The sequence below is a fragment of the Flavobacterium flabelliforme genome (assembly GCF_017948675.1).
Taxonomy (GTDB): Bacteria; Bacteroidota; Bacteroidia; order Flavobacteriales; family Flavobacteriaceae; genus Flavobacterium; species Flavobacterium pygoscelis.
This window is the reverse complement of the sequence record NZ_JAGFBU010000001.1, coordinates 907553-922918: the sequence shown is the minus strand read 5'-3', so window position 1 is coordinate 922918 and position 15366 is coordinate 907553. Positions and strand designations below refer to the sequence as shown.

Annotated in this window: 18 protein-coding genes; 10 read left to right on the top strand and 8 right to left on the bottom strand. The window is 31.2% G+C overall.

All coding sequences use genetic code 11. From position 1 onward, the window contains the following. Positions 1 to 49: 49 nt before the first annotated feature. Together J3S90_RS04085 and J3S90_RS04080 are read left to right on the top strand one after the other, a co-directional pair. Positions 50 to 487 carry a hypothetical protein gene (locus J3S90_RS04085; RefSeq protein ID WP_210644915.1) on the top strand — a complete coding sequence of 146 codons (438 nt, stop codon included), beginning with the start codon at positions 50 to 52 and terminating at the stop codon, positions 485 to 487. 84 nt (positions 488 to 571) lie between these two features. Further along, entirely contained in the window at positions 572 to 1054 is a 483-nt protein-coding gene (locus J3S90_RS04080; RefSeq protein WP_188049094.1) for a septal ring lytic transglycosylase RlpA family protein, read from the top strand. Here J3S90_RS04080 and J3S90_RS04075 read toward each other — a convergent pair. Beyond that, positions 1051 to 1524 carry a CYTH domain-containing protein gene (locus J3S90_RS04075; protein WP_210644913.1) on the bottom strand — a complete coding sequence of 158 codons (474 nt, stop codon included), beginning with the start codon at positions 1522 to 1524 and terminating at the stop codon, positions 1051 to 1053. The two genes, J3S90_RS04080 and J3S90_RS04075, sit on opposite strands and share 4 nt — an antisense overlap. 390 nt (positions 1525 to 1914) lie before the next feature. On the opposite strand from J3S90_RS04075, the gene J3S90_RS04070 reads away from it, so the two are divergent. The 3 genes from J3S90_RS04070 to J3S90_RS04060 all read left to right on the top strand — a co-directional run bounded on the left by J3S90_RS04070 (position 1915) and on the right by J3S90_RS04060 (position 5717). Next, the gene (locus J3S90_RS04070) at positions 1915 to 3984 is read left to right on the top strand and encodes a recombinase (protein WP_188049092.1); all 2070 of its coding nucleotides are present in this window, start codon (positions 1915 to 1917) and stop codon (positions 3982 to 3984) included. A 51-nt stretch (positions 3985 to 4035) separates the two neighbouring features. After that, positions 4036 to 5118, top strand: a complete 1083-nt coding sequence (gene dinB / locus J3S90_RS04065; RefSeq protein WP_188049091.1) for a DNA polymerase IV — start codon at positions 4036 to 4038, stop codon at positions 5116 to 5118. An 83-nt stretch (positions 5119 to 5201) separates the two neighbouring features. Next, positions 5202 to 5717, top strand: a complete 516-nt coding sequence (locus J3S90_RS04060; RefSeq protein WP_188049090.1) for a PAS domain-containing protein — start codon at positions 5202 to 5204, stop codon at positions 5715 to 5717. Between the two features lie 56 nt (positions 5718 to 5773). Here J3S90_RS04060 and J3S90_RS04055 read toward each other — a convergent pair whose 3' ends face one another. The 6 genes from J3S90_RS04055 to J3S90_RS04030 form a co-directional block, all read right to left on the bottom strand. Beyond that, positions 5774 to 6544, bottom strand: a complete 771-nt coding sequence (locus J3S90_RS04055) for a Bax inhibitor-1/YccA family protein (protein ID WP_210644912.1) — start codon at positions 6542 to 6544, stop codon at positions 5774 to 5776. A gap of 160 nt (positions 6545 to 6704) precedes the next feature. Next, entirely contained in the window at positions 6705 to 8135 is a 1431-nt protein-coding gene (pyk, locus tag J3S90_RS04050) for a pyruvate kinase (RefSeq protein WP_188049088.1), read from the bottom strand. Positions 8136 to 8139: 4 nt separating this feature from the next. Then, positions 8140 to 8628: an IPExxxVDY family protein gene (locus J3S90_RS04045; protein WP_210644910.1), complete on the bottom strand. Its 489-nt coding sequence runs from the start codon at positions 8626 to 8628 to the stop codon at positions 8140 to 8142. Between the two features lie 115 nt (positions 8629 to 8743). Further along, on the bottom strand, positions 8744 to 9484 hold the full coding sequence (rnc, locus tag J3S90_RS04040; RefSeq protein ID WP_210644908.1) for a ribonuclease III: 741 nt from the start codon (positions 9482 to 9484) through the stop codon (positions 8744 to 8746). 6 nt (positions 9485 to 9490) lie between these two features. After that, positions 9491 to 10744: a beta-ketoacyl-ACP synthase II gene (gene fabF, locus J3S90_RS04035; protein WP_210644906.1), complete on the bottom strand. Its 1254-nt coding sequence runs from the start codon at positions 10742 to 10744 to the stop codon at positions 9491 to 9493. 191 nt (positions 10745 to 10935) lie between these two features. Further along, positions 10936 to 11172: an acyl carrier protein gene (locus J3S90_RS04030; RefSeq protein ID WP_007137004.1), complete on the bottom strand. Its 237-nt coding sequence runs from the start codon at positions 11170 to 11172 to the stop codon at positions 10936 to 10938. Between the two features lie 177 nt (positions 11173 to 11349). On the opposite strand from J3S90_RS04030, the gene purN reads away from it, so the two are divergent. Together purN and rnhA are read left to right on the top strand one after the other, a co-directional pair. After that, positions 11350 to 11913, top strand: a complete 564-nt coding sequence (gene purN / locus J3S90_RS04025; RefSeq protein ID WP_210644904.1) for a phosphoribosylglycinamide formyltransferase — start codon at positions 11350 to 11352, stop codon at positions 11911 to 11913. 97 nt (positions 11914 to 12010) lie between these two features. After that, the gene (gene rnhA / locus J3S90_RS04020; RefSeq protein WP_210644902.1) at positions 12011 to 12487 is read left to right on the top strand and encodes a ribonuclease HI; all 477 of its coding nucleotides are present in this window, start codon (positions 12011 to 12013) and stop codon (positions 12485 to 12487) included. A 55-nt stretch (positions 12488 to 12542) separates the two neighbouring features. Here the strand turns inward: rnhA and J3S90_RS04015 are convergent, their stop codons facing one another. Then, positions 12543 to 12890 (bottom strand): DUF6249 domain-containing protein, encoded by a 348-nt coding sequence (locus J3S90_RS04015; RefSeq protein WP_188049082.1) that lies wholly within the window; start codon positions 12888 to 12890, stop codon positions 12543 to 12545. Between the two features lie 311 nt (positions 12891 to 13201). On the opposite strand from J3S90_RS04015, the gene J3S90_RS04010 reads away from it, so the two are divergent. The 3 genes from J3S90_RS04010 (at position 13202) to J3S90_RS04000 (ending at position 15328) form a co-directional block, all read left to right on the top strand. Then, positions 13202 to 13786, top strand: a complete 585-nt coding sequence (locus tag J3S90_RS04010) for an RNA polymerase sigma factor (protein ID WP_210644899.1) — start codon at positions 13202 to 13204, stop codon at positions 13784 to 13786. Next, entirely contained in the window at positions 13773 to 14168 is a 396-nt protein-coding gene (locus tag J3S90_RS04005) for a hypothetical protein (RefSeq protein WP_210644897.1), read from the top strand. Before J3S90_RS04010 ends, J3S90_RS04005 begins: the two co-directional genes overlap by 14 nt. A gap of 236 nt (positions 14169 to 14404) precedes the next feature. Further along, on the top strand, positions 14405 to 15328 hold the full coding sequence (locus tag J3S90_RS04000; RefSeq protein ID WP_188049080.1) for a PfkB family carbohydrate kinase: 924 nt from the start codon (positions 14405 to 14407) through the stop codon (positions 15326 to 15328). Positions 15329 to 15366 lie beyond the last annotated feature (38 nt).

Here is a 15366-nt window from a genome sequence, read left to right as displayed (position 1 = left end):
TTTTTTATGTCTTTTTTTCCTATATTTGTTTTAAACAAAAACTTAATTTATGTACAATTTTATTCAAAAATTTCATTCCGGTTGGGCTTATTTAGCGCTCTTATTATTAGTAATTGCAGTGGCAAATTCCTTAATTGGTTTATTTTCAAAAAAAGAATTTACTGCCAAAGATAGAAAGATTGCTATTTTTGCATTGATAGGAACGCATACACAATTATTAGTGGGTTTAATCTTGTATTTTGTATCTCAAAGAGGATTTAAACTTTTTGAAATGGGCGTTGGTGAAGTAATGAAAAACGCAGATTATAGATTGACCGCAGTAGAACATCCGTTAATTAATATAATTGCGATTACTCTAATTACAATAGGTTGGTCTAAACATAAAAAACTGGCAACTTCTGAATCAAAATTTAAAACTTTTTCTATTTTTTATACTTTAGGTTTGTTGCTTATTTTAAGTAGAATTCCTTGGTCTATGTGGTTCTAATAAAACTATTAAAAAAGCTCTAGAAATAGAGCTTTTTTATCTAGGTATAGTTTTTGTTTGATAGGTTTAACTAATAAAATATACATGAAAAAATCAATTACTTTATTTTTTTTGTTGGCAACAATTACCTTGGTTAGCGGGCAAAGCTCTGTTATTAATAAACAAAAAGTACCAGTTACAAAAGATTCTATTAAGAAGGCTAAAGTTGTTATAGAAATTCAAGAAAAAAAAATTGATTCTTTAGTTGCTGTTTTAGAAGTTTTTAAACCTTATAAGAAGCAAGCTCACGCTTCTTATTATGCGGATAAGTTTACTGGAAAAAAAACATCTAGCGGGAGTAGATTTGATAACAATAAATACACCGCAGCACATAAAAAACTTCCTTTTGGTACAAAAGTAAGAGTAACCAACGAAGTTAATGGAAAATCAGTTGTTGTAGAAGTTACCGATAGAGGTCCGTTTGTAAAATCAAGAGAGATCGATTTGTCAAAACGGGCTTTTATGGAAATTGCTTCTAATAAAGGCAGCGGAGGAATGCTTGTTACGATTGAAGTGATGGTAGACTAATGATTCCATTCTGAAAAGGGATTTTTACTTAGATAAGCATTATAATACTTAATATCACCCGTAACTTCAGCGCCAAGCCAATTTGGTTTTTCAAAAACATCATTCTCTGATTGAAGTTCAATTTCAGCTATAATTAAGCCTTCATTGTTCCCGTGAAATACATCAATTTCATATAGATGTTCTCCCATTTTTACTTCATAACGAGTTTTGTCAATTACACCTTTCTCGCATAGATCTAAAAGTTTTGTGGCTTCCTGAATGGGGATTTCTTTCTCCCATTCAAATCGTGACAACCCAGATTCATTAGAAGCGCCTTTAATTGTTAAGAAACCTTTGTTGCCTTTTATTCTAACTCGAACTGTACGATCAGGAACTGAACTTAGATAGCCTTGGGCAATATGATTTTGTTTAAAAGAAACCTCTTTAAAAGAATTATTTTTGACTAAAAACTTTCTTTCTATTTCAATCATTTTTATCGGTGTTATTTCTTCTCCTATGTTTTAATTTTTTGCAAAACTGTTAAAAGAAGAGGGATTTTTTGTTATTTCTTTTAATCAAGTATTCTTCTCAATTTATTAGAATATTTGTTTTTTGGTATTTATAATCACTTAGCAAAGGTATTAAATATTTTAAAGTTTCATTATGGTAGGTTTTAATTGAAATTATTTGAAAATAGAATTTATAAAAACTTTTAGGTGTAGTTTTTTTTGAATCTGTTTAGAAGTTGAAGTAAAAAGTGCTTTATTACATTAATATTCTTGATTCCAGAATTAATTCACCTTTACTTATCAATTTTTTATGAATAACTTATCGTAAATTCTTTCGCTGATTTGTATTTTTACAAAAATTGAATTCCAATAATGAAGTTATTTTTCAAAGAAAAACCAAAATCAACTGCCGCAGGTCTCCTAACTGAATTTTTCGGTGAAGCACAATCTTGGCGCGATACAAATGATGTATTAGAGCCATTAGTCGAACTTATTCGATTAATTAGACCATTGAAAATAAAAAAAGTACAGTCGGTCGATTTGCAAGAGATAATTTCTTTTTTAAAACAAAATTATTCTTGTCGAAAACAACTTTCTATATATTTAAAGGAAATTTTAAAAGACAGAAAATTTAATAAAATCCTTTCAGATGCAGCTATACTGCAAGATGTAGATTTTATTTTTGAAGTAAAGAAGAGAATTTTCGCTAAGTTTTTGCCCTATCAACCTCAAAAAGATACGTTAGAATATGTTCTAAATCAGGTTTTTTATTTAGCTAATGATGGTATCTGGATCAATAGAATTCCACTAAACCAATTGGCAGAACTTTATGATCTTTTAAAGTTCAATTCTATCTATGATAGTATGGAATCTAACTCTGCGTTGTCAGAACTATTAATTGCGGAACACTTACTCATACAACGAATAAGTGGTCGTGCCATGGAGACTGATGTTATTAAGATGGTTCCTGAATTTGATGATTTAGAAAGTCCTTTTTCTGCATTTGAAAAGGAGTTGTATTTAATTGAGGAACGAATTAGAACTTCGGATAAACATTATATAACCTCAGATGACTTGTCTTTTTCTCAATTATTAGTGCTTCAAAAACAGTGTGAAGGCTTTGTTGAAAAAGCTTTTCATAACAGTTCTAAGTACGGAATTTCCCTTCGAGTAAATCAAAATTTATTAAAAATTAGACAGCAATTGGTTCGTCTTAATTTTTTAATTTCTTTATTGACAGTCGATACTGAGAAGGATAAAAAGAATAATGGTATAGCATTAGCCTTACAGTTAGTCAAATACAATTGTTACAAAAATAATGTCCGTAAGTTTATAGCAGAAAGTACTCAATTGATTTCTTACGAGATTACGCAACATACCGCAAAAACAGGAGAACATTACATAACAGAAAACCGTGCTGAATATTTTAAGATGTTCAAAACGGCTTTAGGAGGTGGTTTTATAGTAGGTATTTTATGTGTGATAAAAGTACTTCTATCTAAGGTAGATACTAGTTTTTTTGGTCATGCCTTTTTATATAGCATGAACTACGCGTTTGGTTTTATTACCATCTATTTATTAGGTTATACATTGGCAACAAAACAGCCCGCTATGACTGCTTCTGCTTTGATTAGAGCGTTAGAAGAAGGTGTTGGTCAAGAAGGGAAAGGAGCACAGAAACACAAAGCGTTTGCTGTTCTTTTTGCTCGAGTGTTTCGATCACAATTCATTGCTTTTGTTGGGAATGTTATTATGGCTTTTCCAGTTTCGCTATTGGGAATTTGGTTAATCGATTATTTTTTGCATTATAATATAGCGGCAACAAAATGGGAATCCTTACTTATTGATTTGAGCCCAATTCATTCTTTGGCAATTTTTCATGCTGCAATAGCAGGTATGTTTTTATTTTTATCGGGTATTATATCAGGAAGTGTTGCTAATAGAGACAAACACAATCAAGTATATTTTAGGATTACAGAACATCCTTTTTTGAAAAGAAATTTTGGAAAAATAAGAACCGTTAAACTTGCTAAACTCTATGAAAAAAGATGGGCGGGTATAATCTCTAATTTTTGGTTTGGCGTATTCATGGGAAGTACAGCATCTATTGGTTTATTTTTAGGATTGAATTTAGATGTTCGCCACATTACTTTCGGTAGTGGTAATTTGGCGTTGGCTTTGTATGGTGCTAATTATAAAGTAAGCACTTCGATGTTGTTTTGGGGTATTTTTGGAATAGGAATTATTGGTTTAGTCAATTTTATAGTAAGCTTTAGTCTTTCTTTAGGACTTGCTTTTCGTTCTCGAGCCATATCCTTGTTTGAACTTCGATTTGTAACGATTTCTATTTGGAATCATTTCAAATCAAAACCATTAAGTTTCTTTTTTCCAACAGAAAAGAAAGCTCATAAATTAAAAGTGGATAAGCACATAAATTTATAATTTATTGAGAGACTTATAATAAATTAATGATGATTACTGAATTGGTTTATAATGCAGGATTTAATCCCAAATAGAAAAATTATACATGTTGATATGGATGCGTTTTATGCTTCGGTAGAGCAAATGGACAATCCTTTATTACGTGGTAAACCCATTGCTGTAGGTGGATCAGAAAATCGAGGTGTTGTTGCTGCGGCAAGTTATGAAGCAAGGAAGTTTGGCGTACGTAGTGCTATAAGCGGTGCGTTGGCAAAGAAGAATTGTCCCGATCTAATTTTTGTTACTCCACGTTTTGAACGTTATAAAGAGATTTCAAGTCAGATTCAAAAAATTTTTCATGAGTTTACAGATTTAGTAGAGCCTTTGTCACTAGATGAAGCGTATCTTGATGTAACTGTAAATAAAAAAGGAAATCCTAGTGCAACTTTATTAGCTCAAGAAATTAGAAAACGCATTTTTGATACCGTTGGCTTAACAGCATCTGCGGGAGTTTCTGTTAATAAGTTTGTTGCTAAAATTGCTAGTGATTACAATAAACCGAATGGTCAAAAAACAGTAAATCCTGACGAAGTAGTTTCGTTTTTAGAAGTACTTCCTATTCGAAAATTTCATGGTGTTGGTAAAGTTACTACTGAGAAAATGTATCAACTTGGAATTTTTACTGGTTTAGATTTAAAGGATAAGTCTTTAGAATTTCTTGAAAAAAACTTTGGTAAATCTGGAAGTTTCTACTACAATGTAGTAAGAGGTATTCATAACAGTGAAGTAAAGTCTAATCGGATTACTAAATCAGTTGCTGCCGAAAATACTTTTGATATCAATCTTTCTTCCGAAATTTTTATGATAGAGAAGCTGGAAAGTATTGCACAGACATTAGAAAAAAGATTAAAAAAACACCAGGTTGCAGGCAAAACAATTACCCTTAAAATAAAATATAGTGATTTTACACAACAAACCAGAAGTAAAACTTTGCCCTATTTTGTTTCAGATAAAGCTTTAATTCTTGAAATTGTGAGTGAACTTTTATATCAAGAAAGAATGAAAAACTCTGTTCGTTTATTAGGTATATCTATTAGTAATTTGAATACAGAGCAAAAACAGTTTGTCGTTGTTCAGTTGAAATTTGATTTTTAGATCCTTCAACAAGGGTTAAAATTATTAAATTACTATTTTATGTTTATAAATAAAATTACATTTGATTTATAAATACACATATTATGAATGATTTTAGACATTATGAAGAGGCAGTTGCATTGTATCACGGTACTTTAAAAAACAAATCCACTCCAATTTATTGTTGGGATTTTCATAATAATTTTTTGGATGAAGTTAAAAATTTCTTTGTAGATTTTAATAAATTGACTTTGATGGCTTCTCAAAATAAATGGGCTGAAAATAAATGGGATTTAAAAAATAGTCTTAAAGAAGAAGTCGTTATTGTTACGGATGCTACATTAAAAATTGTTTTTGCCTCTCATGGAATTAAGGCCATGAATGGATACAATCCAGAAGAAGTTATTGGTAATAGCCCTAGAATGTTTCAAGGTGAGGCCACTAATGCAATTACCTCAAATGAAATTAGAAACGCAGTATTGCAATTGGAGCCTTTTGAGAAAACATTAATTAACTATAAGAAAAATGGTGAAACTTATGTTTGTTTGATAAAAGGTTTTCCAGTGTTTAATACTAAGGGAGAACTTAGTCATTATATTGCTTTTGAGAAAGCAGCTTAAAAAAGAAAACCTTTCCGATTTGGAAAGGTTTTCTTTTTTAAGCCTTATAGATATGATTAGTTTCTGCTATTAAGTTTAGATAACAATCTTAAAAACTCTATATATAACCAAACCAAAGTTATCATTAGTCCCATTGCTCCATACCACTCCATGTACTTAGGCATTTTTTGTTCGGCTCCTTTTTCTATTCTGTCAAAATCTAAAAATAGATTTAAAGCAGCAATTATGATTACAAAAACGCTAATTCCAATGCTCATCATTGAACTTCCATAATGTGCCGGTATAAAGCTAGTAAACATAGAAAATAGCCATGATATTAAATAATAGGTTGCTATTGCCAAAGTAGCTGCAATAACAACAGATTTAAATTGCTCTGTAACTTTTACAATTTTGTATTTGTATAATACTAAGCAAACCATAAAAGTGACAAATGTTGCTCCAACTGCTTGCGCTACAATTCCTGAATATTTTGCTTCAAATATTGCCGAAATCCCACCTATAAATAATCCTTCAAATACGGCATAACCGGGTGCTAGGTAAGCAGAGTATTGTGGTTTAAAGGCAGCGATTACCACTAAGATTAATCCAATTATTGCTCCTCCTATTGTTGGCGCCATAGGATTCATTCCGTTAAAAGCCATCCACCACGTAATCATGGCAGCTGCTGTGAGTAGTAAAAATAAAATTATACTTTTATTAATTGTTCCCGAAAGAGTCATCTCCTGGTTGTAGTCAATAATTGTTGCTTGATGCACTTCCTCTTTTCTTGAAACGGCAGTTGAAAAAGTTTTGTTATTTAAAAATGGATTTTTAGAATTGAAACTCATAATTGCTTTTATTTATTGTTGGTCAAATATAAATTTTATTTTGTTTAAGACTCTATAATTATTCTTAATATTTTTAGAAAGAAATACCATTTTGTATAAATAAAAAACCGTTTTGTAATTGCTACAAAACGGTCTTAATATTCTTTTATAGGAAAGCCTATTATTCTATTTCAGAAACTCTTAAGGTATTTACCATTCCTTTATCTTTAATAGGCATCGCTGCTAGATTAATAAGAAAATCTCCTTTTTCTACAAATCCTTTTGCTTTTACGATTTCATTAATGTCAGTTACGGTATCATCAGTACTTACTGTTTTTTCATATAAGAACGAACGTACTCCCCACAATAAATTAAGTTGAGTTAGAATGCGTTTATTAGAGGTAAAAACTAAGATGTGAGCATTAGGTCGCCAAGCCGAAATTTGAAATGCAGTGTAACCACTATTAGTAAGCGTACAAATCGCTTTTGCCTGAATTGCATTAGCCATAGTTGCAGCGTGATGACAAATTGTTTTTGTAATGAAACGTTTTGTTTTAATTTGTGGTGTGTTTTGCGGTACGTGAATTAAGGGAGAATCTTCTACTGCTTGAATGATTTGTGTCATTTTTTGAATTACCTGAACGGGATAGTTTCCTGTTGCAGTTTCTCCTGATAACATTACAGCATCAGCACCATCCATAACCGAGTTGGCTACGTCATTTACCTCAGCACGTGTAGGTGTTAGGCTTGTAATCATTGTTTCCATCATCTGAGTTGCAACAATTACAGGTATTCTAGCGGTTTTTGCTCTGCGTATTAATTCTTTTTGTACCAAAGGAACTTCGTGTGCAGGCAGTTCAACACCTAGATCACCACGCGCTACCATTAAACCATCACAGTAGGCAACAATTTTATCAATGTTTTCTAATGCTTCTGGCATTTCAATTTTTGCAATAATTGGAATTTTGTAATCTGAATGTTTAGCGATTAATTCCTGCAAATCTTGTAAATCTTCCGGAGTTTTTACGAATGATAATGCAATCCAGTCTACGTGTTGTTCAATTGCAAAAATAGCATCAGCAATATCTTTTTCGGTCATTGCCGGAAGTGATATTTTTGTATTTGGTAAGTTTACTCCTTTTTTAGATTTTAACTCTCCGCCTTGAATTACTCGGGCTACGACTTCAGATATTTTATCTGTTTCTACAATTTCAAAGATAAGTTTACCATCGTCAAGTAGTATTCTTTCGCCAGGATTTACATCGTTTGGAAAGTTTTTATATTTCATGAAAACTTTTTTGGCAGTTCCCAGTATGTCTTCAGCAGTTGTAAATGTAATTAAATCGCCATCATGCACTACAACACCTTCTTCCATAACTCCAACGCGAAGTTTTGGGCCTTGCAAGTCACCAAGGATAGCTGTTGTGTATCCAAACTCTTCATTTAGACCTCGTATAAGGCTTATTTTTTCCTTTACATCATTGTAGTCAGCATGCGAAAAATTCACTCGGAATACATTTACACCAGAGTCGATCATATCTTTTATGATTTCTCTTGTGCTACATGCAGGTCCTAATGTGGCTACAATCTTAGTTTTTTTGTTTGTGAGCATTTTATTAAAAAATTAAATTGTTTTTAGATTTTATTTGTTTCTTGTCGACAATGAAAATAGTAGATACATTGTCTATGGTATTTAACAAAAGTTGTATGTTAGAGAGGTCAAGAGGTCCTTCATTATTTTCTATTTTTAAAAAATAATCTACCTTTTTTAATTCCGGAAGTAAATAGGCTTTTGTAGCCACTTCCATGGTTACATTTGAAAATAAATTTTGAGTATTTCCTTCTTTGTGTTGGATAACCTCATTTTTATTTTGAATTAAATTCCAAGTAAAGTTACTGTCATCGTCATTATAATAAAATCTAGAAAAATTTATTTCTCCTTCCTTTATATTAATTTGAATGTCTTCTTCACTTTTACTTAAATTGATAGGTAGTTTTTGATTAATAAAATATGCTAAACGATAGTCTTCTAATAAAGTGTGTATAGCAATTAAATAATAATCAATTTCATCAAATTCTCCAAGATCTAGTTTTTGAATCCCCATTGCATTAAAATATAATGATGTAAATATACCATTTCTAATGATGAGTTTAGGTCTTGCAATAAGATGTTTTCGTTAATTTATGAACGATAACGTTGTAGTTTTAGTAATTTTAAGATTATTTTCGATCCATTTTTTCTTGAAATGCAAAATAGGCGCGTTGCGATGCTTTCTCTTCTGCTTTCTTTTTAGAAGTTGCTCTTGCTTTTGCAATTACTTTATCGTCAATGCTAAGTTTTACTCCAAATAGTCGTTGTCCGTCAATGCCATTATCTTCAAAAATATCATAATGAAATATTTTTTTTTCTTTTTGACACCATTCTATAACTAAGCTTTTGTAGCTAATCACTTTTCCTTCTAATCGAGTGATGTCTACATAAGGTGCAACAACTCTTTTTTGTATAAATTTTTCACAGTATTCATATCCTCTATCTAAATAAATTGCACCTACGAGAGATTCAAAAATATTTCCATGCACGTTTTCTCCAAAATGCTGTATAGGAACTTTGCTCTCTATATAATGTACTAAATTTAAATCCTTACCTAGTTCATTGAGGTGTTCTCTACTTACAATTTTTGAACGCATTTTGGTGAGATATCCTTCATCGCCCAAAGGTGATTTATCGAATAAATAGGCAGCAATAACAGAACTAAGCATTGCGTCTCCTAGAAATTCTAATCTTTCATAATTTATAGGATTTCCTGCGCTGTCAAGTCTATTAGCTGAACGATGTGTAAATGCTTTTTTGTAATTGTCAAGATTTAATGGTGCAAAACCGAGAATTTTCTGAATAGAATCAAAAAAAATCCCGTCTTCAAGAGAACGGGATTTTGAAAATATTTTTCTGATTATACGCATATATAATTAGATTTCTAATTTTTTTACTAATACACAAGCATTATGACCTCCAAAACCAAAAGTATTACTCATTACAACCTTCATGTCTCTTTTTTGAGCTTTGTTGAATGTAAAGTTAAGTTTAGAATCTATGTTTTCATCATCAGTGAAATGATTGATAGTAGGAGGGACAATTCCGTGCTTTAATGATAGAATTGATGATATAGTTTCGACAGCTCCTGCTGCTCCAAGTAAATGGCCAGTCATAGATTTTGTCGAATTCAAGTTCATTGTATAAGCATGTTCTCCAAAAACGTGTAATATCGCTTTTGATTCGGCTAAATCACCAAGTGGAGTTGATGTTCCGTGCATATTTACACCATCAACATCGCTTGGTTGTAATCCAGCATCTCTCAAACAGTTTAGCATTACATTTTTAGCGCCAAGTCCTTCTGGATGTGGTGCAGTAATGTGATAGGCATCTGCAGACATTCCGCCACCACCTATTTCGCAATAAATTTTTGCGCCACGAGCGATAGCATGTTCGTATTCTTCCAGTATTAATGCTCCAGCACCTTCTCCTAAAATAAAGCCGTCACGGTCTTTATCCATTGGTCTTGAAGCAGTTTTTGGATCATCATTTCGTGTTGATAAGGCATGCATGGCATTAAAACCACCCATTCCTGCAATGGTAACTGCAGCTTCAGATCCACCGGTAACCATAACGTCAGCGTGTCCTAATCTAATATAATTAAAAGCATCAATAATGGCATTAGTTGAAGAAGCACAAGCTGAAACAGTTGTGAAGTTTGGACCTCTAAACCCGTATTTTATAGAAATGTGACCACCTGCAATATCCGAAATCATTTTTGGTATAAAGAAAGGATTAAATTTTGGTGTTCCATCGCCAGCAGCATAGTTAAGCATTTCGATTTGAAAGGTCTCTAATCCGCCAATTCCTGAACCCCAAATAACTCCAACTCTGTCTTTGTCTAGTTTTTCAAAATTGAAATTAGCATCAGCCACAGCTTCTTCGGATGTTACCATTGCATATTGTGCATATCGGTCCATCTTCCTTGCTTCTTTTCTATCTAAAAAATCTTCAGCATTGAAATTTTTCAATTCACAAGCAAACTGAGTTTTAAACTTTGAAGCGTCAAAATAAGTTATAGGTGCAGCTCCGCTTACGCCTGTAATAAGCCCATTCCAATATTCTTCAATGTTATTTCCTATAGGTGTAAGAGCGCCTAAACCTGTTACTACAACTCGTCTTAATACCATAAATTCTTTATTTTTGTTATCTTTAAAAAAATAAAACCCATGCATTCTTTACTGTACTAAATTACAAAAGAGCCATGGGTATTACAATAAATATATTTTTGATTGAACTTCAATCTCCAATTTAATTTTTTAAAAAAAATAATAACACCCGGATTTAGAAACAGAATTTCTAAGGACCGGGTGTGAACTTATTATTTTTTAGCTTCCTCGATGTAAGAGATTGCTTGACCTACAGTAGCAATGTTTTCTGCTTGATCGTCTGGAATTTGAATATCAAATTCTTTTTCGAATTCCATAATAAGCTCTACAGTGTCTAATGAGTCAGCTCCTAAATCATTAGTGAAGCTTGCTTCTGTTACAACTTCGTTTTCGTCAACACCTAATTTGTCTACGATAATCGCTTTTACTCTTGATGCAATGTCTGACATAATCTTTAATTTTAGAATTTAATTTGTTGGCAAAAATAAAAAACTTTATTTGAAAACAACCATTAAGTTAATAAATGTGACTACTAATGTATAAAATTTATTTTAACAAAGCAGAGGCATTGCTATTTTTTTTGAAATTTTATGCGTTTTTTTGTGCTTTTAAAAGAGACTATTTATATGAAAAAAATTGTTGTTTTTGCCTCTGGATCGGGGACTAATGCTGAGAATATCATTCAATATTTTGCAAAAAGAGAAATTGCAAATGTTGTTGCTGTTTTTACAAATAATCCAAATGCGGGTGTAATTCAAAGAGCAAAAAACTACGAAGTGGCTGTTCAGATTTTCTCAAAAGAAGACCTAAATGACGGTGAAGTACTACAAAAAATAAATGTAATTAAACCGGATTGGATCGTTTTGGCTGGTTTTTTATTGAAATTCCCTGAAAATATAATTAAAGTCTATCCTAATAAGGTTGTAAATATTCATCCAGCTTTATTACCTAAGTATGGTGGGAAAGGAATGTATGGAATGCACATACATAAAGCAATAGTAGAAAATAAGGAAAAAGAAACGGGTATCACGATTCATTACGTTAATGAAAATTATGATGAAGGTGCTATTGTTTTTCAACAAAAAGTGCTTGTAACAGAAGAAGATACAGCTGAGGACGTGGCTTCTAAAATTCATGTACTGGAGCAAAAATATTTTCCTGAGGTTATTTTGGGTTTGTTAAATGAATAATTTAAAGAATTTTGATTGAATTTTAAAGTATATTCATTTTAATAGATCGTCAAAAAAAGCAATAGTAATTCAAAGGCTTTAAAGTCTAATAAATGATATGGAATACGACGTACATATATATACTGATGGCGCTGCAAAAGGCAATCCTGGCAATGGCGGTTACGGTGTGGTAATGGAATGGGTTGGTAAGCCTTATAAAAAAGAATTCTATGAAGGATTCCGTTTGACTACTAATAATAGAATGGAATTGTTGGCCGTTATTGTAGGTCTTGAAAAACTTAAAAATCCTAATACAAGAGTATTGGTGATTTCAGATTCTAAATATGTGGTCGATTCTGTAGTTAAAAAATGGGTTTTAGGTTGGGAGAAAAAAAAGTTTGCAGATCGGAAAAATTCAGATTTGTGGAAACGTTTTCTAATAATTTACCGAAAGCATATAGTTGATTTTAAATGGATAAAAGGTCATAACAACCATCCGCAAAATGAAAGATGTGATGAGTTGGCGGTAATGGCTTCTATGCAGGCGAAACTTTCTGTTGATTCTTTTTATGAAAACACCGCTTCTAAGGAATAAAAAAACGTATCAAAAAGATGTTTTGATACGTTTTTTTTGTCAATTCTTGCTAAATTTATTCTTTGTCTAAATTTTTGGCGTTATGAAATCCTGCAAGTAAACCCGCTCCAGCCATGATAAAAATAATTGAAGGATAAACGGCATTGTCATTTAACGAGGTGTAAGTTGTAATTAGTAAAGCAATAAAAATTCCGATGCCACTTCCTATTAATAAGAAGGCTAGGTTTATTGTAAAAATCTTCCAAGTCGAGAGGCTATTTTGTTGTCCTTTAAAAAAAATACTGGCGTCTATTCCTTTTTCTATAAGAGCTAAACGTTCTCTGTTTCTAGTAGAATATAAGAGATATATAATCCCGAATATCATTAGAAAAAAACTTATGGGTACTAAAATTTCTGCTATCATAATAATATGTTTTAAATGATTGATATTCCATATGACGACACTATCTTAACTTGGGTTACAACTTTTAAAAAAAAATGTAATTTTGAAATTCAAGTTACTACAATTATAAAAAAAAACAACACATAAATCACACAAGCAATATTTTGCATTATTGTTGAATTGCAATCTTCCTTAATAATAGGATTTTTATTCTTTATATAAATAAAAGTTTGGTTTAATGTTTTATTAGAAAAATACAAGGATTTTACTTTTTGGGTTGAAATTTTGAATTAATTGTAACCTTGATGATCTAATTGTCGTCTTATTGGGATATGGGTACTTTTAATGATCAGCATTATATCGATTTAATTCTAAAAGGGCAAGCAAATGAATTTGCTGTTTTGGTCGATCGTTATAAAGACATGGTTTTTTCATTGGCATTAAAAATGGTTAAAAACAACGAAGAAGCTGAAGAAGTAGCTCAAGATACCTTTATCAAAATTTATACTTCTTTGAAAAAGTTTAAGGGAGATTCTAAGTTTTCTACATGGATTTATAAAATTGCATACAATACTTGTTTAGACCGTTTGAAGAAAAGTAAAAAAGAGGAAAATAATATTTCAATAGATGAATTTTCGATAGATTTAATTAAAACAATGAGTAATGCTTTGAGTGTTTTAGAGGATAAAGAGCGAAAACAAACCATTCAAGATTGTTTGAATTTATTGCCAAAAGAAGATAACTTTCTGTTAACTCTCTTTTATTTTGATGATCAAAATTTAGAAGAAATAGCGAAAATAATGAATATTACGGCTAATAATGCTAAAGTAAAATTATTTAGAAGTCGGCAAAAGTTAACAATTATTCTTAAAGATAAATTGCAATTAGAAAGATTAGAATACTATGAAAGAGATTGATAAATATACAGAAGATCTTGTTGATAAAATGATGAGCGAAAGTTTTTTAGTTTCCCCATCTGTTGACTTTACTTCACGAATAATGAATCAGGTTTTAGTTGCTGAAAAAAGTAAAATTAAAGTTTATAAACCTTTAATTTCCAAATCTACTTGGGTTTTCATAGGTTTAGGTTTGATAGCTTTATCGATTTATTCTATTTTTGATTCAAGCGATATTGTTTCTTTAGGGACACCTAAAATCTATTCGGATAAGTGTTCTGCTCTATTTTCTGGATTACATTTCTCTAAGAATATTTTATATGCGCTTTTAATAGTTCCTTTTATGGTTTTAATTCAAATCGGAATATTAAAAAATTATTTCGATAAGAAGTACGATTTGTAGTCTGTTTTCATGAATATTTTATAAAATTTTTTAAGTGTAATTTTATAAAAAAAACTTGTTTTTTAAATCAATTAAATATATTTTGAGCATATGAATTAAATCATATCAATATGTTCATTTTCAGTAGTGTTGATTCTTATATTAGGTTTATTTTTTTATGATAATTTTGAGAATATAAACCTTTGCAATTTTATTACTTATAAACTATCTTTGCGCCTTAATTCGAAACGTATATAATGAATAAATTATTGATTGTTGGAACTGTAGCTTTCGACGCAATTGAAACTCCTTTTGGAAAAACGGATAAAATTTTAGGTGGTGCGGCAACTTATATAGGACTATCTGCCTCTTTTTTTAATCTGCAATCGGCTATAGTTTCTGTAGTTGGAGACGATTTTCCACAAGAATATCTAGACTTATTAACTTCAAAAAATATTGATATTTCTGGTCTAGAAGTAGTAAAAGGAGGAAAAACTTTCTTCTGGAGTGGTCGTTATCATAACGATTTAAATTCAAGAGATACTTTAGATACACAATTAAACGTTTTAGCAGATTTTCAGCCAAAAGTACCTCAGGATTATAAAAATTCAGATATTGTGATGTTAGGAAACTTACATCCGTTAGTTCAAAGCAGTGTTCTGGATCAGATGGAAACTCAGCCAAAACTAGTAGTATTAGACACTATGAATTTCTGGATGGATTGTGCTTTGCCAGAATTATTAGAGGTAATAAAACGTGTTGATGTAATTACAATCAATGATGAAGAGGCGCGTCAGCTTTCTGGAGAATATTCTTTAGTTAAGGCTGCAGCTAAAATACACACTATGGGACCTAAGTACGTGGTGATCAAAAAAGGAGAACACGGAGCATTATTGTTTCACAATAAAGAAGTTTTCTTCGCGCCTGCTTTACCATTAGAAGAGGTCTTTGATCCAACTGGAGCAGGAGATACTTTTGCAGGAGGATTTGCGGGTTATATTACACAGAGTGAAAATATTTCATTCGACAATATGAAAAATGCAATTATTCAAGGTTCTAATTTGGCTTCCTTTTGCGTAGAGAAATTTGGAACTGAAAAAATGGTTACTCTTCAAAAGAGTGATGTTTTGTCAAGATTGCAACAGTTCAAATCATTGACACAATTTGATATAGAATTATAATATAGAAAAGCCTCGGAAACGAGGTTTTTTCGTTTAAT